The 18,688-nt window shown below is 66.1% G+C and carries 13 protein-coding genes and 1 other RNA gene; 4 read left to right on the top strand and 10 right to left on the bottom strand.

Annotation, left to right across the window (positions count from 1 at the left end; all coding sequences use genetic code 11):
* The first annotated feature begins 28 nt into the window (after positions 1 to 28).
* On the top strand, positions 29 to 2,716 hold the full coding sequence (locus tag QUD34_RS00685; RefSeq protein ID WP_286354661.1) for a DUF4118 domain-containing protein: 2,688 nt from the start codon (positions 29 to 31) through the stop codon (positions 2,714 to 2,716).
* On the top strand, positions 2,713 to 3,408 hold the full coding sequence (locus QUD34_RS00690; protein WP_286354662.1) for a response regulator: 696 nt from the start codon (positions 2,713 to 2,715) through the stop codon (positions 3,406 to 3,408). The genes QUD34_RS00685 and QUD34_RS00690 overlap by 4 nt, the downstream gene beginning before the upstream one ends.
* A 91-nt stretch (positions 3,409 to 3,499) precedes the next feature.
* Here the strand turns inward: QUD34_RS00690 and QUD34_RS00695 are convergent, their stop codons facing one another.
* The 8 genes from QUD34_RS00695 to QUD34_RS00730 form a co-directional block, all read right to left on the bottom strand.
* Positions 3,500 to 7,285 carry a DUF4056 domain-containing protein gene (locus tag QUD34_RS00695; RefSeq protein ID WP_286354663.1) on the bottom strand — a complete coding sequence of 1,262 codons (3,786 nt, stop codon included), beginning with the start codon at positions 7,283 to 7,285 and terminating at the stop codon, positions 3,500 to 3,502.
* Positions 7,286 to 7,928: 643 nt separating this feature from the next.
* Positions 7,929 to 8,320: a transfer-messenger RNA gene (ssrA, locus tag QUD34_RS00700) on the bottom strand.
* Between the two features lie 93 nt (positions 8,321 to 8,413).
* The gene (locus tag QUD34_RS00705; RefSeq protein WP_286354664.1) at positions 8,414 to 8,617 is read right to left on the bottom strand and encodes a tautomerase family protein; all 204 of its coding nucleotides are present in this window, start codon (positions 8,615 to 8,617) and stop codon (positions 8,414 to 8,416) included.
* A gap of 21 nt (positions 8,618 to 8,638) precedes the next feature.
* Positions 8,639 to 9,217, bottom strand: a complete 579-nt coding sequence (locus tag QUD34_RS00710; RefSeq protein ID WP_286354665.1) for a DNA-3-methyladenine glycosylase — start codon at positions 9,215 to 9,217, stop codon at positions 8,639 to 8,641.
* Complete coding sequence (locus QUD34_RS00715; protein WP_286354666.1) at positions 9,214 to 9,693, bottom strand: YcxB family protein; 480 nt, start codon at positions 9,691 to 9,693, stop codon at positions 9,214 to 9,216. Before QUD34_RS00715 ends, QUD34_RS00710 begins: the two co-directional genes overlap by 4 nt.
* Positions 9,694 to 9,787: 94 nt before the next feature.
* Positions 9,788 to 10,843 (bottom strand): hypothetical protein, encoded by a 1,056-nt coding sequence (locus QUD34_RS00720; RefSeq protein ID WP_286354667.1) that lies wholly within the window; start codon positions 10,841 to 10,843, stop codon positions 9,788 to 9,790.
* 134 nt (positions 10,844 to 10,977) lie between these two features.
* Positions 10,978 to 12,225, bottom strand: a complete 1,248-nt coding sequence (locus QUD34_RS00725; protein WP_286354668.1) for a Glu/Leu/Phe/Val family dehydrogenase — start codon at positions 12,223 to 12,225, stop codon at positions 10,978 to 10,980.
* Positions 12,226 to 12,345: 120 nt separating this feature from the next.
* Positions 12,346 to 12,954, bottom strand: coding sequence for a hypothetical protein (locus tag QUD34_RS00730; protein WP_286354669.1), 609 nt, complete (start codon positions 12,952 to 12,954; stop codon positions 12,346 to 12,348).
* Between the two features lie 343 nt (positions 12,955 to 13,297).
* On the opposite strand from QUD34_RS00730, the gene QUD34_RS00735 reads away from it, so the two are divergent.
* On the top strand, positions 13,298 to 13,756 hold the full coding sequence (locus QUD34_RS00735; protein ID WP_286354670.1) for a 23S rRNA (pseudouridine(1915)-N(3))-methyltransferase RlmH: 459 nt from the start codon (positions 13,298 to 13,300) through the stop codon (positions 13,754 to 13,756).
* 174 nt (positions 13,757 to 13,930) lie between these two features.
* Complete coding sequence (locus QUD34_RS00740) at positions 13,931 to 15,967, top strand: ATP-dependent DNA helicase (RefSeq protein ID WP_286354671.1); 2,037 nt, start codon at positions 13,931 to 13,933, stop codon at positions 15,965 to 15,967.
* Positions 15,968 to 16,014: 47 nt separating this feature from the next.
* On the opposite strand, the gene QUD34_RS00745 is transcribed toward QUD34_RS00740, so the two are convergent.
* Positions 16,015 to 18,177: a M56 family metallopeptidase gene (locus QUD34_RS00745; RefSeq protein WP_286354672.1), complete on the bottom strand. Its 2,163-nt coding sequence runs from the start codon at positions 18,175 to 18,177 to the stop codon at positions 16,015 to 16,017.
* Positions 18,174 to 18,557, bottom strand: coding sequence for a BlaI/MecI/CopY family transcriptional regulator (locus QUD34_RS00750; RefSeq protein ID WP_286354673.1), 384 nt, complete (start codon positions 18,555 to 18,557; stop codon positions 18,174 to 18,176). The genes QUD34_RS00745 and QUD34_RS00750 overlap by 4 nt, the downstream gene beginning before the upstream one ends.
* Between the last annotated feature and the right edge of the window lie 131 nt (positions 18,558 to 18,688).

Genomic DNA, 18,688 nt, shown 5'->3' on the forward strand with positions numbered 1-18,688 from the left:
CTGCGGTGACTGCGCTGCGATAGCTCCCATGTCTGAACCCCGCCGGCCCGACCCCGATCAGCTGCTCCGACAGGTGCAGGAGGCGGAGGTCATCCAGCAGCGTGCCAAGCTGAAGGTGTTCTTCGGGGCGGCGCCGGGTGTCGGTAAGACCTACGCCATGCTCTCCGAGGCCCAGGAGCGCCGGGCGGAAGGGGCGGATGTGGTCATCGGTGTGGTGGAAACGCACGGCCGCAGCGAGACGGCCGCCCTGATCGAGGGGCTCGAGGTGCTTCCCCGGAAGGAGCTCGCGTATTCCGGCCAGTTCCTTCCGGAGTTCGATCTGGAGGCGGCTCTGGCGCGAAGGCCGAGTCTGATCCTCATGGACGAGTTGGCCCACACCAATGTGATGGGCTCCCGCCACGCGAAACGATGGCAGGATGTGCTCGAGCTGTTGGACGCGGGCATCGATGTCTACACCACCATGAATGTGCAGCACTTGGAGAGCCTCAGGGATGTGGTGGCTCAGATCACGGGGATCATCGTCCGCGAGAATGTCCCCGATACGATTCTCGAACGGGCCGACGAGATCGAACTGGTGGATCTGTCTCCGGATGATCTGCTGGTTCGTCTCAAGGAGGGGAAGGTCTACCTGCCCGACCAGGCCCGACACGCGAGGGATCACTTCTTCCGGAAAGGGAACCTCCTGGCGCTTCGGGAACTTGCCCTTCGCCACACCGCGGAGAATGTGGATGTCCAGATGCGACGCTACATGGAATCCGAGGGCATCCGGAAGACCTGGGCCGCCGGTGAACGGCTGCTGGTCTGCGTCGGCCCCGACGGTCTCTCCGAGCGGCTGATCCGCGCCACTCGCCGAATGGCAGGCGCTCTTGGAGCCTCCTGGGTCGCCCTTTATGTGGAATCGCACCGACACCTCCGGTTCAGCGAGGAGGAACGCAGCCAGGTGGAGGCCAACCTGAGGCTGGCGGAGAAGCTCGGAGGCGAAACGGTCGTTCTCGAAGGCTGCGGACGGCCGGACGAAGACATTCTGACCTTCGCCCGAGATCGCAACATCACCAAGATCGTGGTGGGTAAGCCGACCCGGTCCCGCTGGCTCGATCTACTGACAGGCTCCCCCGTGGATGACCTGATCCGGACCAGCGGCGACATCGACATCTATGTCATCACGGGCGAAGCCGCAGCCTCCAATTCCAAACCAGGCCTGCGGGCCCACATCACCAGCCCGCTGCGAAACTATCTGTTGAGCGTCCTGGCGGTCGCCGTGTCGACCGCCCTCGCGGGGCTCGTCTTCCGTCGCGCGGAACTGGCCGACATCGTGATGGTCTACCTGCTGGGGATCCTCATCGTGGCGACCCGGTTCGGTCGAGGACCGTCGTTGCTCGCCTCTCTGCTGAGCGTGGCCGCCTTCGACTTCATCTTCATCCCACCATATTTCACATTCGTTGTTTCTGATTTCCGCCATGTGGGGACCTTCTCCGTGATGCTGCTGGTGGGAGTGGTCATCGGAAACCTCACCGAGCGGATCAAGGCCCAGGCTCGCCTGGCCCGAAGCCGCGAACAGCGCACCCAGGCCCTCTACCGTCTAGGGCAGGAGCTGGCCCAGAGCGCCAGTTCCACTGCCCTCGTGGCGACCGCCATCCAGACCGTGGCAAACCAGTTCCATAGCCATGCGGTGGTCCTCCTGCCGGAGCCCAGCGGAACCTTGGCTGCCCTCGTTCACTCCCAGGGATTTCCACTGAGCGGCCAGGAACATGGGGTGGCCCAGTGGGTTTTTGAACATGGGGAGCCCGCAGGCCTCGGGACGCTGACGCTGCCCGGTGCCCGCGCCACATACCTACCCCTTCGGGGCACCCGCGGCACCCTAGGGGTGATGGGCGTTCTGCCCGATGGCGCCCCCCAGTGGAGCGAGCCGGATCAGCACCAGCTGTTGGAAGCCTTCGCCAACCAGACGGCCCTGGCCCTGGAGCGCGCCATTTTGGCCGAACAGAGCCATGCGGATCGCCGGCGCGCCGACGAGGAACGCTTGAGAAACGCGTTGCTCAGCTCCGTCTCGCATGATCTGCGGACCCCGCTCGGCGTCATCACGGGTGCCGTTAGTACCGCCCTGGAGACCCCCGACCTGCCGGAATCCACCCGCCGGGACCTGCTGACCACGGCCCAGGAGGAGGCCCAGCGCCTGCACCGGCTGGTCAGCAACCTCCTCGACATCACTCGCCTGGAATCGGGAGCGCTCGACCTTCAAACGGAATGGATCCCCGTGGAGGAGTTGATCGGGGCCGTGCTCAACCGCCGGGAATTGGGGTCAGATGCCGCCCGTGTCAGGATTCACCTTCCGGAGGCTCCGCCTTTCGTGTCCATGGACCCGGTCCTCATGGAACAGGTGCTCATGAACCTGCTGGACAATGCCATGAAGTATTCCCCGGCCGGATCTCCCGTGGACATTAAGGTTTGGACGACCCAGCACACCCTCACCATCTCGGTGACGGATCAAGGGCCAGGCATCGCCGAAGGTGAAGCGGAACGGATCTTCGAGAAGCTGGCCCGGGGCGAAGCCGCCGCCAGCCGCCCCGGTGCCGGCCTCGGTTTGGCCATCTGCAGAGGTATCGTGACGGCCCATGGAGGGCGCATTCAGGCGGTCAACCACCCTCAAGGTGGGGCCCAGTTCCTGGTCACTTTGCCCCTGGGAGCGCCCCCATCCCTGCCGGAGGAAGGTTCATGACCGCTCCGGCCCCGCTTGTCCTGCTCGTGGAGGACGAACCTCAGATGCGGCGGTTCCTCCGGGTCGCGCTTGAGGGCGGTGGCTACCGTTACCTTGAGGCCGGCACGGCAAGGGAGGGGCTTGAGCAGACGGCCCGGCACCAGCCCCAGGTCATCTTGCTGGACCTCGGCCTACCCGACCTGGATGGACTGGAAGTGCTGGCCCGCTTGCGCGAGTGGAGCCGGATTCCTGTGATCGTCATATCGGCCCGGGGTCAGGAGGCCGACAAGGTGAAGGCCCTGGACCTGGGTGCGGATGATTACCTCACCAAGCCATTCGGCACCAGCGAGTTGCTGGCCCGGGTCCGGGTGGCCCTGCGCCACACCGACCCGACCTCCCAGTCAGATCCGGTGTTCGTGCTGGATCGTTGGCGCGTCGACTTGGGCAAGCGCCAGGTTTGGGTCGCGGGAGAGGAGATCCACCTGACGCCCTTGGAGTACAAACTCTTCACGACCCTGATCCGCCACGCGGGCAAGGTGGTCACCCAGCGGCAGCTGCTGAAGGAAGTCTGGGGTGGTGTCGCTGCGGCCCAACCGCTCTACCTGCGCGTCTACATGACCCAACTGCGGCACAAACTGGAAGTCGATCCGTCCAGACCGACCTATCTCCAGACCGAACCGGGCGTCGGCTATCGCCTGCGGACCGACGAATAGGAGGAATTCTCAACTCCTCGGTTGCTCGGCTTCGTTCAACGCCTGGGGCAGATGGACCGTGCGATTTTTGCTTGCGCAGGGGAAGGGCCTGTCAGTAAGTGTCTTTGCCGGGGTTGGCAAGGATGAATTTGGCCCTGATGGCAGCGGTTTCGGCCTTCATGCTAACCAGGGTCACACCCAGCTTGCCGTCCACGGCATTGCGAATCTTATAGGTGAATTCGGAATACAGAGGCTCGAAGCTGGCGGGGTTGAGCCATGCAAAGGAAACGGGTGTGTCAAAAGGCATGCCCGCCGGCCAGGGCGTGCCGTCGAAGTTTCTCCGCAGCAGGGTGAGGCTTGGTGGTAGCAGCGTCGCGTTGAACCAGTCCCCGTCAATCTTGGTCAACACTGAATCGGTATCGGCCATCGGTACCGCCTTGAGATCGCCGTTGACCAAGCTATCCACGATCGTATCCATTGCCGCATCGAAGGAACCTCCTGCGCGGACCGCCCGCTTGGCGCATTCGACGCCGATGATGTTGGAGCAGAGATCCTCGGGGGAGAAGGACGATTCATCTGGCCAGGTGGTGAGTTCGTGGGCCCAGGACTCGACGAAGGCAATGGCCCCGGCGAGGTCCAGGGCGGAGGCCGGGTCGGCAGGCAGGGCGAAGACGGAGGCTGTCCCCTCGTATAGCTCCAGGAGGGTGGCGCCCGTCAGGAAGGCCTCGTAGATGAACAGCGTCATATCGGCCAGATCCCGGATGTGGCCGAGGTCGATCAAGCCGGAGGTCTTGGTATAGACATATCCGGTGGGGCCGCCCAGAGCCAAGCCACTGCCATGCCTATGCCCACCCAGTCGGGTTGGGTCCAGTGCGCCAGAGGCCCCGAGCTTCCACTGTCCGAGTGCACAGCAGGGCCGCCGCCCCGGATTCGAGAAAGTCACCTGCGCCCGTTTCACCACCGGAACGGTGCCGAGGATCATCTGCTGTACGGCCCCGAGGATGCCGCCGGGCCCTCCGCCGACAACCCCTTCCGCAGCGTTGGAGGCGGCTTCATCGCTGATCAACCCTTTGCTCTTGCCGTATTCGAGGGCCTTGAGGCGATCAACCTGCTTCGCGGCATCCGGTTCGCTGGCCGGCTCACGGCTGCTGCCCGAACCGCCGCCGCTGCTGGAACCCCCGGCTCCGGCGCCACCGCTGCCAGAGCCGCCCTTGGCGTTGTCCAATTTCTCTTTGGCCTGCAAGGCCATGGCCTTGATGTTGGCCTCGGACGATTCCTTGGAAAGGGTTTCCAGCAGCTTGGACACTTCATCGAGGCCTGACATATTGCGGAAGATGTCGGGGGTGCCGAGCACCTTCAGTGCTGCGGCCAATCCGGTCGGGTCCGGGGCCGAGGGTGGCTGTGTGATCTGGATGACATTGCCTGGCAGCTGGCTGGGGGTGATGGAAGCAGCCTGGCCCTTGGGGCCAGGGGTGATGCCACCGATGTCCGGCGGGGTTTCGATGGTCATTTCCTTCCAGTCCCACATGCGGGTGGGGTCCCGTTCCTCGCAGGCATTGCAGTGGCCCAGTTGTGCCTCGGCGAAGACGCCCCGCGTCGGCAAAGTGACGATGTCTTCGAGAGGAAGCGCTGGATCCGTGGCCCGGCTGGGCTCCCAGTTGAGGAATGGCCCATCGTAGGCGAAGGCCACATAATTGCCCGAAATGGCCAAGGGGATGTCATCCAGGGCATCCAGCAGGTCCGGATGCTCCGACAAGGCTGCTTCCAGCCGGATGCGCCGTTCGATCGGATTCTGGAGTGCCCAGACACAACCGTTGTAGTAGCCGAGATTGCCGTTCAGGTGGGTGAGCAGCTTGGTCAGGCACAATGAATCTTCGACAAGGCTTGGAGCATGGGCGAGGGCTGCCCCCCCGCTCCCATTGGGATTGGCATTGGGATCGGCCGGGGGACCGGGGTCGGGGGTGACGATTGCGTGGGACGGATAGGTGATGCTGACCTCCCATCGATCCTTCTGCTCGCTGTGGTCGAGGGGACGGTTGTTGTCGTAGTCGTTCTTGATGTCGTTCATATTGAAGATGAGCTCACCATCCCCGTCGGCCACGACTTCGGCAAACGCCCCGGCCTGCTGCCAGGTGCCCTGTCTACCTACTTTGCAGATGAGGGAGAACTTCCGGAGGCCCGGCGCCATGAAGTCCGCGGTGGCGGTATCCGCATGCCCATCTGGGCCGTAGGTGACAAAGCCGCCGGTGAAGGCCTCGCCCGTGGCCGAGATCCGGATCTTGTCATCCTTCTTGACCTCCACTTGAGAGCCCACCCCGCTGGGGTAGTAGGTGAACACGGTCACCTTCTTGGTCAGCGGGGCCGGGGTGGGTGGAGGCGTGGGGGCCGGGGGCTTCCCGGTTCCACCATCTCCTGGCGGGGTGTCATACACCGAGGGGACGGCTTTCAGGCGATAAATGGCATCGAAGCAGGGCTTCAGGGCTGGGTCGATCAGGACCGGTTCGAGGATGGAGCGGAACTGGAGGGCGAGTTCCCAGGTGAAGGGGAAGGGCTTGAAGGGAACGAGCAGGGCCTTCTTCCTGCCGGTGAACAAGGTGCGGATCTTGTAGTGCCGGAGCACTTCGTAGTACTGGATCGTCAGGGCGTGGCAGTGGTTGTGGTTGGCGACCTTCCTCGTTTGCAGGACATTCTGTTCCGCCTGCGAGGCCTGCACGACGACGGTGCTGTTCAGGCTGCGGGTGTACCCGCTTTGCTGGCGGATCTTGTCGTGGAGATCCTGCAGGGAATCGGCCTCGAGGTCCCGATTGCCCCAGCTGTTGCTGACGCCATAGCCGATCGCGTGGTTGAAGCTCATGGTGACATAAGCCAGGGGAATGGTCGCCTGCCCCGAGGTGCCAGCCATGAAGGAGCTGCCACCCTGTGACTCCTTAAGGGCGGAATCGATGGTCTCCTCGATGGATCGATCCCGCTTGATGGAGTGATCCATGTACTCGCCGGACAGAACCGAGTCTGTCCGGGAGATGCTGTCCTGCCTGGACCAGTCGATCACCGCGATCTGGGTCGCCTCCCCGGGCGCGAGCGCAAGGCTGTACTTGATCTCCCCAAGCGAATGCCCTAAGGACAGCCACTGCTGCTGGAACTCGAGGACCTCGGCAAATTTCAGCTTCGGGGTATGTGTGATCAGCGCATCGGTGACGCTGACCTCCCGGATGTTGCCGAGGTCCTCTACGAGGCCGAGGTCCCCCTCGTTGGCCTCCCGGCGAACGATCACTTTGAAGAACCTGTGTTCCTGAATGGGGAGCGTGGCCGGAACCATGGTTTCACAACAACCATCGCCCAGGCTCGACGCAACGGGTGTGACGAAGGAAAAGGGCGAAGCCTGGTAGTCACAGGCGTCCGGCGACTGGATGGCGGGCAGGGTCGAACGAGAGCAGGAACTTTCTCCGGGCTGGTCACCTGGGCACGGCTTCCGGGGGACCTGGACGGGAAAGACGAGGCAGAGATTCGGAGTGGCGGCACCACCATCGCCATTGGTGCCGACTGCCCCGAGGCCGACCATGCTGATGGCGCTGATGCGGGGTGACAGGGAGGCCTCGCCACCGTCGGACTTGCCGCCGAACAGGGTGTCCAGGAGGCTGACTTCGCCGTTGGGCAGCTGGGGGCTCGTGAGGATCAACTGGTCAGCTGTCGTTATGCCCCGGGCGATCAAGCCCTTCAAGTCAAACGAGACATAGCCGGCGGCATCCGAGCACAGTGTTCCGAGCGGAACGAGGATGCGATTGGACACATCGCCCACGCCGATGGCCAGGGAGGCGACGATTCCGGCCACCGGGCCACCGGAATCTTTGCAGAGGAAGCGACAGCGGACTTTTTTGAGCAGGGCGAGTTGAATCGACATGGCAAGCTCCCGGGAGTCCTTCGGTGGAAGATGCTGTGAGCTCGTGCTTGGCGTGCCTGGCGGGTTTGGATGCACCTGGACGGGCATTCACATTGAAGAGAACGGCATTGATGCCGGGGCAACGATCGTTCACGGGCTAGGCCATCTGGGCCGGATGTCCACGGTCTAACCTCCTTTCAGCTGTGGATAATTTGCCCGTAATGGTTGATCGTTTCATTCTTCGTTTCAATGTATTTTTTGAATGTTTTATACAAGTCGTGCGTTAATCATGTAATGCTTTTAAGTGAAATGAAATCAATCAAGGCGTTCTGGTTGTTCGACCAAACTGTCGACCACGGCCCTGATTGGTCCAGCTACCCCCCTTTAGGGTTCGACTGACGGGTGCCTGGGATGCGCTCCCTGATGTGGTCCAGGAGATCGTCATGGGTCCATCCTTACCTTCATCTCTGGATGAACGAGAATGTATGTCCGCGAATGAACGAATCAAGTATAAATATTTCTGTTTTTATATTCGCAAGGGGCTTCGAAAATCGCAACGCCACTGACTGACGACAGAGTCAGCGCCTTCGTATGGGTAGAAATATGGGCGAATCATTTACCAATAAAACAAACCCCTGAATTATCAGGGGTTTGGATACAAAAGTGGTGGAGGTGGTGGGAGTCGAACCCACGTCCAAGACATGCCGGTTGGCGGTTCATCCACAGGCTTGGTCCGTTCTTGGAGCCCCCCGGCGGGGAACGGACGAGCCGCTCGGGACGCTTGCCTCCTGGATTTCGGCCACCGTCAGAAGGCGTCGCGGCAACCTATCTGGTACCTCCGTCCGGCAGGCCGAAGCCACCCTTTCGGAGGTTTAACGAGCCCGCTACCCAGAGATCGCGAGTACTCGCTCGGAGCCTAGGTTGCCCTAGGCAGCGAGAGCCAGTTCGAAGTTATCGTTGGCAGTTTGATGTGGGCGGCTTGATGAGGGGGCCAGCCGTCCAACCCCCGCCTGCACCGGACACCCGGATCACGACCTGTCGAAACCGGTCACCCCCGTGCGTGGTGTCGCTCCACCTCGCCCCCTCGAGGGTTCGGTTGAAGCGGAGGTTGAGTATGGTGGGGGGCGGGGGGATGCACAAGCCCCGGGGCTACTGCCCCCGCTTCCGGCGCACGGTGACGGACTCTCCGCCGATGCCCCAGTTGTCGGTGTCCACCTCGTCGATGACCACCACGGTGGTCTGGGGGTTCTTGCCGAGCACCTCCACCAGGAGCTGGGTGGCGCCCTGGATGAGCCGGGCCTTCTGCTCGGAAGTGGCGCCTTCGCGGGTGATGCGGATGTTCACATAGGGCATGGCGGCCTCCTGGGGTGAAGGTTAGCCGGGATGGAGGGCCTTCCGCTGGAGAACGGCCCGGCTGTCCGCGTCGGCGAAGCGCCAGGGGCGGGCCTGGTCCCCGGGGGTGGCGAAGGCGATGCCGAGGCGGGGCCCGGCGAGCAGCCGGGCCGGCGGCGGCCCCGCCCGCAGCTCCAGACCGCCGGGGGCCAGCAGGTCGTGGCCGCCGAAGGTTCCGTCGAGGCCCAGGGCCTGGGCGACCTTGCCGGGCCCCGCGCAGAGCTGGGCCGTGGCCTGGGCGGCGCGCCGCCGCGCCAGCACCGTCTCCACTCCTTCGAGGACTTCCGCGCCGCGGATGAGTACGGCGGAGGGCTCGCCTTCGGGTCCGGTCACCACATTCAGCATCCAGTGCATGCCGTAGCAGAAGTAGAGGTAGGCGCGCCCCGGCGGGCCCCACATGGGGGCGTTGCGGCCCGTGCGGCCGTGGCGCGCGTGGCTGGCGCTGTCCTCCGGCCCGCCGTAGGCCTCGACTTCCGTGATGCGGAGCGTGACGCCCTCGCGCACCAGCCGTTGGCCCAGCAGGGCGCGGGCCGCAAGCTCCACGGGGCCCTGGAGTTTCATCGCTTCAGCAGCTTCCGCTCCCGCAGGAAGGCCTCCAGCTCCTGGCCCGCGGGGGCCTCCAGGGCCCGCTCGGGCACCAGGACGGCCTGAGACCGGCTGATGCGGAAGATCCAGAATCCGCTGCGCCGCTGGATGTCCGCGAAGGCGGCCCAGGGGAGGCTGCCCTCGGCGGAGTCCGTACTCAGGGTGAGGCCGTCGTCGTCGAGCCTCACTTCCATGGGCGTGTAGGCCTGGGCGCCCCGGCGCAGCCGGGCCCAGCGGAGGACGGCTTCGGGCAGGACGACGAAGAGGAGGCCGTTGAGCATCATGAAGATGCTGAATCCCCGCTGCCCCCCGGGGGCCTGGGTGCCCGCCAGGCCCAGCAGGATCAGCACGAGTCCGGAGATCACGGACACGGCGTACCAGAGGAGCTTGAAGGCCCGGGTGCCCCGCAGGGCCTCAGCGGGGGTCAGGGTGTAGTGGGCCGTGATCTGCATGGTCGTTCCCGTGGGTCTGGAATAAGCATTCCATCAAAACGGGCCCGCACTGCGGGCCCGTTTCACTGCTCGAATCGCGCCGCGATTCGAGGCCCTACACTTCGTCGAAGAAGTACGGCTTGAGCACCTGGATGCGCTGCTCGAAATCGTCGGGGTGGATGAAGCGCAGGGCGGCGGACACGCTGGAGAGCAGGCTGTTGCCGTCCTGGGGGGTGAAGCAGAAGCCCACCACGCGGGTCTCGCTCGGCATGGTGAGGGTGCTGAGGGGGATCACGGTCTGGTTGAGGATGCGACCGAAGTGGCCCTGGTCGCGGCCGAAGGAGAACACGGTGTTGGCGTCCTTCTTCTCGGTGATGGCGATGAGGTCGTTGGCCTTGATGCGGGCCTTGAGCGCCTCGAGGGTGGTGGGGCGCTTGAGCCGGAGGTCGAACCAGAGGCTGTGCATGTACTGGGTGGGGAGCTTCACGGCGCTGCTGAAGAGGTTCAGCTCCAGGCCCTTGGTCTGGAACAGGTGGTAGGCGTCGCGGGCGTGGTGGGTGCCGAACTTGCCGTCCTTGTGGGTGCCCACCTGGGGCGCGGGGCAGAAATCCTTCACCTGGCTGATGTCGTTGGCCCGGCGCATGCAGACGAAGCTGCCTTCGACGAGGTTGTCGGCACCTTCCTTGAGGGCCAGGGTGTCGATGATGCAGGACAGGTTGTGGGTGTTGCAGCTGACCACCTGGACATACTGGCCGCTGCCCTTCAGCACCTCGTCGTTGATGCCGCGGGCGTACATGGTGCCGAAGCCGAACTCGCTGCCCTGGGCGATGAAGCCCTTGGTGTTGTGCTCGTACTTCGTGTAAAACTTCTCCTTCATGTCCATGCCCTTGGGGCTGCAGTCGATGACCACGGTGGCCTCGTCCAGGGCCTGGTCGTGGAGCATGGCGGGCTCGATGCCCCAGGCCTTGAAGCCCTCCACCTTGTCCGCGTCCACCACGAGCTTGGCGCCGCGCTTCAGCAGCGCCTTGACCTTGGGCCGGTCGCTGACGCTGTTCTTGTGGAAGGTGACCTCGTCGATGCCCAGTTCCTTCTTGTATTCCGTCAGCAGGCCGATCAGCGGTTCGCCGATGGTGCCCGTGCCGACCACATGCACGATGTTCTTCTTGGACATGGATCCTCCGCGGCCGGTCTTCTTCGGGACGCCCCCACCAGCCCAACGGATGATTTTCCCAGCCCGGGTCGGGAAAGGCCAGCCGGGAAAGGCACCCATTCTCGTCCGTAATGCAAAGCTTGATGGGAAGGCACCTACCAGCCACGCAAAGAGTTGGCCTTCGTCACGCGCCCCAGGGCCAGGACCAGGGCGCCCACGCGCCAGGTGCAGCCGTGCTGCCGGACCCGCTCCTGCACATCCTGGAAGGACTGGAGCAGGATCTTCTCCTCCTTCTCGAAGACCTCGGCCTCGGTCCAGAAGAGCTGCTGGAGGTTCTGCACCCATTCGAAGTAGGAGACGATGACTCCGCCGGCGTTGGCGAGGATGTCGGGGAGCAGGAGGATGCCCTTGTCCCGGAAGATCCGGTCGGCCTCCGGGGTGGTGGGGGCGCTGGCGCCCTCCACGATCAGCCGGGCCGTCACGGCCGGCGCCGTGGCCTGGGTCAGCACACCGCTCAGGGCCGCGGGGATGAGGATGTCGCAGGGCTGGGCCCAGATCTCCGCCGGATCGAAGGCCTCGCCGCCGGGAAATCCCGCCACGGTGCCCTGGTGGCGCCGCGCGTGGTCCGAGAGGGCGGTCACCTCCAGGCCTTCGGTCCGCCGGACGGCGCCCCCGCGATCGGCCACGGCCACCACCCGGGCCCCCATCTCACCCAGGAATGTCGCCGCGAACCCCCCCACATTGCCGAAGCCCTGGAGGGCCACCCGGGCCCCTTTCAGCTCCTTGCCCAGCACCTTCGTCCAGGCCTCCCGGGTGCAGAGGGCCACGCCCTTCCCGGTGGCCGCCTCGCGGCCCTGGCTGCCCCCCAGCTCGATGGGCTTGCCGGTGACGCAGGCGGGCTGGTAGCCGTTCTTGCGGCCGTATTCGTCCAGTACCCAGGCCATGGTCTGGGCGTTGGTGTTCAGATCCGGGGCCGGCACATCGCGCGTGGGGCCCAGCACCATGGAGAGCTTGGAGATGTAGCGGCGGGTGAGCATCTCCAATTCATGCTGGGACATCTTCGCGGGGTCGCACTGGATGCCGCCCTTGGCGCCGCCGAAGGGGATGTTCACCACGGCGGTCTTCCAGGTCATGAGGCTGGCCAGGGCGCGCACCTCGTCCAGGTCCAGGTCCGGGTGGAAGCGGAGCCCGCCCTTCTGGGGGCCGCGCACCCCGTTGTGCTGCACGCGGTAGCCCTTGAAGACCTTCAGGGTGCCATCGTCCATGCGGATGGGCATGGCGACGGTGATCTCCCGGTAGGGGATCTTGAGGAGCTCCCGGATGTCCTGGGAGAGCCCCAGGATGTCGGCGGCCTCATCGAACTGCCGGCTGACACTGTCGAAGAGGTTCATGGCCCCGGTCATGGGAACCCCCCGCGTCCGCTCCGGCCTGCGGCGGCCGGCCCAAGCGCCGGCCCAAGCATAGCGCGCCCCGGAATCCGTGGACTCCGGGGCGCGGCGAAAGAGCGGGAAGGCGGGAGGGGCCTACTGCTTCAGGCTCTTGAGGGCCACTTCATAGCGCAGGTAGGAGACGCCCCAGGTGCCATCGGGCTTCTTGAGGCAGCTGACGGTGAGGACCTTCGTGCCATCGAAGCCCAGGGCCATGTCCTTCACGATGGTGGAGGACCCGAACTGGCGGGCGGCGGAGTTGTCGGTGATGCCCATGTGGCGCATCTTGCCCCAGGACTTGTCCGTGATGCCCTTCAGCAGGCGGTAGAGGCCGGCATTGAAGGCCAGGCGGGCGTCCTTCACCGGGTAGTCGTCGGTGGGACCGCCCGGCAGCTCGTCGAGCTTGGCGGCCAGGTGCTCGATGCCCAGGCCCTTGATCTCTTCGGGCGTGAGGGTGATGCCCAGTTCCTTCGCCTGCTTGTGGAAGTGCATGGCGGAGGGATAGACCACATCCGGCGTGATGGGGGCGATGAGGGCGGCGTGCTTGTAGTCCTTGCGCACCACCAGGTACTGCAGGTGGTAGAGGATGTCGGCGGGCTCCTTCGCCGCGGCGGGCGCGGTGGTGGGAATCGCGTCGCCGCCGCACCCGACGAAGGCGGGTACGAGGAGCAGGCTGGCGAGGGGCAATGCGAGAGAACGACGCATGGAACTACCTCCGGGACGGGATGGTCAGGATGACAAGGATGGTGGAGCCAACCCGCTAGGCTGCCAAGGGAAATTCATCACAATCAGATCTCATATCAGAATCCGACCCCGCCGCGATGATGCCAGGCAGGATGCACCGCAAGGCAACATGGTTTGTTGTTCAAGGGCCCTGACGCCGCGGGGCGCCTGCCTGGCTTCATCCCTGCGGGCGAGGGGTGGCGGGCGTCGCGATGCCGTGTCACGCTCGGATCGCCTAGTACCCGCTAGGCTTCCCTCGCGTTCCTTGCCTCGCTCGCCCGGCGCTCCTCGCGCGGCGGAGTGGGATTCTGATGTGAGATCTCTCATGTATCCCATCTCCCTCATTGCTTTCGGACGCCTGCGCCTGGATCCCTGCCGGGATCTGGAGCGTCACTACCTCGACATGCTCCGGCCCTATGCGCGGCTGGAGGTGACGGAACTGACCGAGGGTAAGGGGGATCCGGCCCGCCAGCTGCGGGAGGAGGCCGAGCGCCTCCGGCCGAAGCTGAAGGCCGTGAAATGCCCGGTGCTCCTCACGCCGGAGGGAAAACTCCGGGACAGCGAGGCCCTGGCCAAGTGGCTGGGCGAGCGCATGGACCGGGGCGACAGCCTGGCCTTTGCCCTGGGCAGCAGCCACGGCTTCGATCCCGGCTTGAAGGCGGAGATCCGGGAGCAGCTGAGCCTGTCGCCCCTGACCTTCCCCCACGAACTGAGCCGGGTGATGCTCCTGGAGCAGCTCTACCGGGCGTTCACCATCCTCCGGGGCAAGGAATATCACAAGTAATCAAGGGGGACCGCCCGGCGGTTGCGCCGCCTCTGCGTCCCCCTTGGACCCCGCGGCCGGGCCGGGCGGAGCCCGCCCCGGCCGCCGAGGTGCCGCCGATCCCTGCAATCCAAACGAGCAAGGTCATTCGCCCTTTTTCCGCCTTTGCTCCACACTGATTCGATGGCGCATCCCATGGACCGCTACTTCGCCCCGTCGGAGGGCCGGATCTTCGCCTGCTTCCCGGGGGCCGAGGACCGGCCCGGCCAGCGGCGCATGGCCGAGCTGGTGCACAACGCCGTGGTGGACGGTACCGCCCGCTTCCAGAAGTGGCGCGACGGAGGCGGCGAACCCGAGGCCCGGCCGGAAGCCGTGATCCAGGCGGTGGAGGCGGGCACAGGCACGGGCAAGAGCCTGGGCTACCTGATCCCGGCCCTGGCCGCCGGTCGCCATCCCATCCTGGTGGCCACCCGCACCAAGCAGCTCCAGCGGCAGCTGCTGGAGGAGGATGTGCCCCGGGCGGCGGGCATCCTGGGCCGGCCCATCAAGGCCGTGCTGGCCAAGGGCCGCGCCAACTACCTCTGCCGCACGGCCTGGGAGGCCGTCTCCACGGATGCCCACCTGGAGTTCAGCCGGGCCGACCAGCAGCTCTGGCTGGCCCTGCAGCGCTGGACCCGCGAGACCCAGGATGGGGATCGAGAGGGGCTGGGCCGCTTCGGAGAGGGCGAGTCGCCCCTGTGGGACAAGATCAACGCGCGGGCCGAGCGCTGCACGGGCCGCCAGTGCCCCCGCTACGAGGACTGCTTCCTCACCAAGCTGCGGGCGGAGGTGGCCGAGGCCGACCTCATCATCGTCAACCATGCGCTCCTGCTGGCCGACCGTGTGCTGCGCGAATCCGCCTTCGGCCAGGTGCTGCCCGACGCACCCGTGCTCATCCTCGATGAGGCCCACGACCTGGAGGAACAGCTCACGGAGAGCTGCGCCGAGGCCTGGTCCAGCCGCGCCATGAACCTGCTCTTCACGGATCTGCGGGACGCCGCCAAGGGGCAGGGCGCGGGCCTGGCGGCTCTGCTGGAACCCTGGGAGCGGGCCTGGGCCGACATTCTCGCCTGGGTGCCCCTCGAAGGCGGTGTGCTGCCTCTGCTGAGCCCCGGCCCCGAGATGAAGGCCTTGGCGGATGCCGTGGGTGCCTGGGTGGAGGCGGGGCACCCCCTGTGGATGGAGGCGCGCCGCCTCGGTTCGGCCGATCCCGAGAACCCGCTGTGGATGCGCCTCGCGGAGCGGGTGGGCACGGCCTTCTCGCGCATGGAGCAGATCTTCGCCCAGCCCGAAGGCTGGGTCTCCACCCTCAACCGGGAGGGCCCGAGCCTCGTCCACTTCAAGTCGAACCCGGTGGATGTCCGCCCCTTCTTCCATCAGCATGTGCGCCGCGGCTTCGAGAGCGTGATCCTCACCAGCGCCACCCTGCGGGATGGCCGCGGCTTCAATGGCCTGGGGCTGCGCCTGGGATTCACGCGGCCCGAGGTGGAGGTCGCCGAGCATGTGGAGAGCCCCTTCGACTTCGAGGCCCAGGGCCTGCTCTTCGTGCCGCCGGGCCTGCCCGAGCGCCGCGCGGGCGGCGGGGGCGTGGGCGATCCGGCCTGGATCGAGGCCTCGCTTTCGGCCATGGAGCGCATGCTGCGGGCCAGCCGGGGCCGGGCCCTGCTGCTCTTCACCAGCCGCAAGATGCTGGCGGCCTTCCGGCCCCGGCTGGAGGACGCGCTGCCCGAGCTCACCTTCTTCGTGCAGGGCGATGGCCTCTCCCGCACCCAGCTGCTGGACCGCTTCCGCGCCACGCCCTCGGCGGTGCTGCTGGGCCTGGCCAGCTTCTGGCAGGGCGTGGACCTGCCCGGCGAGGCACTCAGCCTGGTGGTGGTCTCCGCGCTGCCCTTCGCGCCTCCGGACGACCCCGTGCTGCAGGCCCGCATCCGCGAGGCGGACGCCCAGCGCGACGGCCTGGGCTTCATCGGCATCCAGGTGCCCCAGATGACGCTCAAGCTGAAGCAGGGCATCGGCCGGCTCATCCGCACCCGCACCGACCGCGGCGTGGTGGCGGTGCTGGATCCGCGCCTCATGCTGCCCAGCGAGGACCGCCTGGGCAAGCGCTACGCCGCCCAGGTGCGGGCGGCGCTGCCTCCCTTCCCCGTGACCCGGGATTGGGACCGGGTGGAGGCCTTCTTGCATCAGCTGTGAGAAGGGCCCGCATGGCGGGCCCTTCTTCCGGGAAAAGAAAATTCAGGTCAGCGATGGGGGTCTTCGGGCGGCGCGGGCGGGGCCGGGGGGGCTTCCGGCGCGGGCGGCGGTGGAGGCGGAGGCGGCGGGAGGGGCGCCATGGGGGCCAGGGGGGTCATGGGCGCCAGCCGGGGCTGTTTCGTCGCCTTGGGGGCCTTCGGTGCCGTGGCCATCTGCTTTTGCAGCTGGTCGAGGCGCTTCTGCATCGACTTCATGGCCGACTGCAGGGCCCGGATCTCCACCTGCGGATCGACTCCCGGGTCCGGCGCCGAGTGCTTGAAGCGCATCCGGGGCATGGGGACGGGCGGAATGTGGATCTCCTTGTCCATGCCTTCGACGATCACGGTCTCCTCGTCGGAGGCCTCAGGCCCGATGAAGGCCCAGGTGCCGCCTTCCTTGGGGTCACCGCCCTCCTGGATCACCTTCAGCCGCTTTTCCACGACGCCCTTGCCGTCCTCGTGGCGCCGGATCACCACGGTCCCGGGAGGACCGTCCTGATGCTTGCGAACTTCCATGTGCACCCTGTGGCCCTCAGCCTCCGCCTTGGCGATGAGGGCCTGCATCTCGGGGTCGGCCTTGAGGCGTTCAGCCTCAGCCTTCCAGCGTTCCCCTTTGACCTTCAGTTTTTCACCCTCGGCCTTCAGACGATCGGCCTCCGTCTGAAGTTTGGCTCGCTCTTCCGGCGTCATGCTCTGGGCGCGGTGTTCCAGGTCCTTCGTCCTGATCTCCATGTCGCGCGAACGGGCATCCAGCTCCCGCTCGCGGGCTTCCATATCCCGGGTGCGGCCCTCGAAATGCCGGGTGCGAATCTCGATGCGGTGGGCCTTGTCGCGTCCTGCCTGCGCCTTGGCGGCCTCCTTCACGGCGTCGCGCAGCCAGGCTTCACCCTCGGCGTCCAGGGCCTTCTCCTGGCCATCCACGGTGTAGGTCTTCTTGTCCTTCGTGGCGGCATAGGTCCGGAGCTTCCCGCCCTTCTTCTCTTCGATGCGGAAGCTGCCGTCGCCGGGCACGGTCACGGGTTCCTGGGCGGAAGGGTCGAGCTTGACCTCGCCTTTCAGGCGCACATCCACCTGGCGGTCGCCGTCGAGAACCTTCATGCGGGTGCTGGAGCCGCCCTTGGGGGTGGTTTCCTTGTCTTTGTCCTGGAGGACGACGCCCGCCGCGCCCAGCAGAGAGGCCGCCAGCAGGACGAGGGTCGTGGCGCGGACACCGCCGGGGATGGGCAGGGAGGGTTGGAGCAGGTGGCGGATGCGATGCATGAGGGAGCCTCCATTGGCGGCCATGGCCAGGTGGGTGGGGGATGCGGCGGCGGGTTCGCGCAGGGCCTCGAGGTCGGTGAGGGCCCGGGCCAGGATCAGGGGGTCGCCGCAGAGCTCGGCGGCCACATCGTCGCAGCAGTGTTCGCGCTCGGCGCGGATGCGGGCCGACAGCCACCAGACGGCGGGGTGGTAGAAGAACAGCACTTCGACGAGGGATTGGAGCAGGTTCACCAGGAAATCACCCCGGCGGATGTGGGCCAGCTCGTGGGCCAGGATGGCCTCTAGCTGCAAGGGCGTCAGGCCCGACAGGGCGCAGGCGGGCAGCAGGATCACGGGACGCAGCCAGCCCAGGGCCGTGGGCACCTCCACTGCGGCGGACTGGAGCAGCCGCACGGCGCGGGCGAGCTTCAGGTCCCGGCAGAGCCGCGACACGACCAGGTGCCATTCGGCAGGAACGGGCGTGGCGCCGAGCCGGCGCAGGCGCTGCACGCGGACCCAGCTCCCCAGGAACCGGGTAGACAGCAGCAGGACCCCGACGGCCCATCCGGCCAGCAGCCAGGGCAAGACCGGATCCAGGGTGGCCTTGACCCGCTGGGGCAGCGGCGCATCCGGAACCGCCGCCCCCGTTCTCGCGGCCGTGGCTGCAGATGCCTCCAGGCTCAGGCGCAAGGGCTCGGCCAGGGCCGCCGAGGACTGCTGAAGCAGCAGGAAGGTCCCCGTGGGGGCGGCCACCATGAGCAGCAGGAAGGCGCAGGCCACGCCATAGCGGGCCTTGGCGCTGGCGCCACGCATGAGCAGGAGGCCCATCCAGGCCAGCAGGCCCAGGGCCGCCCCCTGCCAGAGGAAGTGGATCAGGGTCCAGCCCAGGGTCTGGGCCAGGGGGTGTTGCACGAGCGACAGGAGCGTGGTCATCGCTTCCTCCCTTCCGCCTGGTCGAGCATCTTCCGGATTTCCGCCAATTCCTCCCGGCTGGCTTTGCGCGTGGCGAGCGCCTGCATCACCAGGTTCGAGGAGGACCCCCCGAAGGCCTTGTCCAGCAGGTCGTCGAGCATGGTCCGCTGGGTCTCGGCCTGGGTCTGGGTGGCCGAGAAGACATGCGTGCGATCCGTGGCGTCCCGCTGAACCAGGCCCTTCTCATCCATGATCTGCAGCATCTTCAGTGCCGTCGTATAGCCGAGCTCCCGCTCCGCCGACAGCACCTCGAAGACCTGCCGCACCGTGCTCGGTCCCCGCTCCCAGAGGACTCGGAGGATGGCGAGTTCGGCATCGGTGGGGCGGACGGAAGGCTGCATGAGAAAGGGCTCCGGAAGGGGAATGCCGAAAAGATACGATAGGTTTCGTAGTCGTCAACGAAAATCTTCGTAATTGGTTTAGTGGTCGGGGCGGGTGCCCGTTCTCCGATGTCCATTTTTCCGTCGCCCGT

The sequence above is a fragment of the Geothrix oryzae genome (assembly GCF_030295385.1).
Taxonomy (GTDB): domain Bacteria; phylum Acidobacteriota; class Holophagae; order Holophagales; family Holophagaceae; genus Geothrix; species Geothrix oryzae.

Bases quoted from the DNA above. Each gene is read 5' to 3' on its own strand.
- QUD34_RS00685 (WP_286354661.1), top strand. From the start codon at position 29: ATGTCTGAACCCCGCCGGCCCGACCCCGATCAGCTGCTCCGACAGGTG.
- QUD34_RS00690 (WP_286354662.1), top strand. From the start codon at position 2,713: ATGACCGCTCCGGCCCCGCTTGTCCTGCTCGTGGAGGACGAACCTCAG.
- QUD34_RS00695 (WP_286354663.1), bottom strand. From the start codon at position 7,285: ATGTCGATTCAACTCGCCCTGCTCAAAAAAGTCCGCTGTCGCTTCCTC.
- QUD34_RS00705 (WP_286354664.1), bottom strand. From the start codon at position 8,617: ATGCCCTATGTGAACATCCGCATCACCCGCGAAGGCGCCACTTCCGAG.
- QUD34_RS00710 (WP_286354665.1), bottom strand. From the start codon at position 9,217: ATGAAACTCCAGGGCCCCGTGGAGCTTGCGGCCCGCGCCCTGCTGGGC.
- QUD34_RS00715 (WP_286354666.1), bottom strand. From the start codon at position 9,693: ATGCAGATCACGGCCCACTACACCCTGACCCCCGCTGAGGCCCTGCGG.
- QUD34_RS00720 (WP_286354667.1), bottom strand. From the start codon at position 10,843: ATGTCCAAGAAGAACATCGTGCATGTGGTCGGCACGGGCACCATCGGC.
- QUD34_RS00725 (WP_286354668.1), bottom strand. From the start codon at position 12,225: ATGACCGGGGCCATGAACCTCTTCGACAGTGTCAGCCGGCAGTTCGAT.
- QUD34_RS00730 (WP_286354669.1), bottom strand. From the start codon at position 12,954: ATGCGTCGTTCTCTCGCATTGCCCCTCGCCAGCCTGCTCCTCGTACCC.
- QUD34_RS00735 (WP_286354670.1), top strand. From the start codon at position 13,298: ATGTATCCCATCTCCCTCATTGCTTTCGGACGCCTGCGCCTGGATCCC.
- QUD34_RS00740 (WP_286354671.1), top strand. From the start codon at position 13,931: ATGGACCGCTACTTCGCCCCGTCGGAGGGCCGGATCTTCGCCTGCTTC.
- QUD34_RS00745 (WP_286354672.1), bottom strand. From the start codon at position 18,177: ATGACCACGCTCCTGTCGCTCGTGCAACACCCCCTGGCCCAGACCCTG.
- QUD34_RS00750 (WP_286354673.1), bottom strand. From the start codon at position 18,557: ATGCAGCCTTCCGTCCGCCCCACCGATGCCGAACTCGCCATCCTCCGA.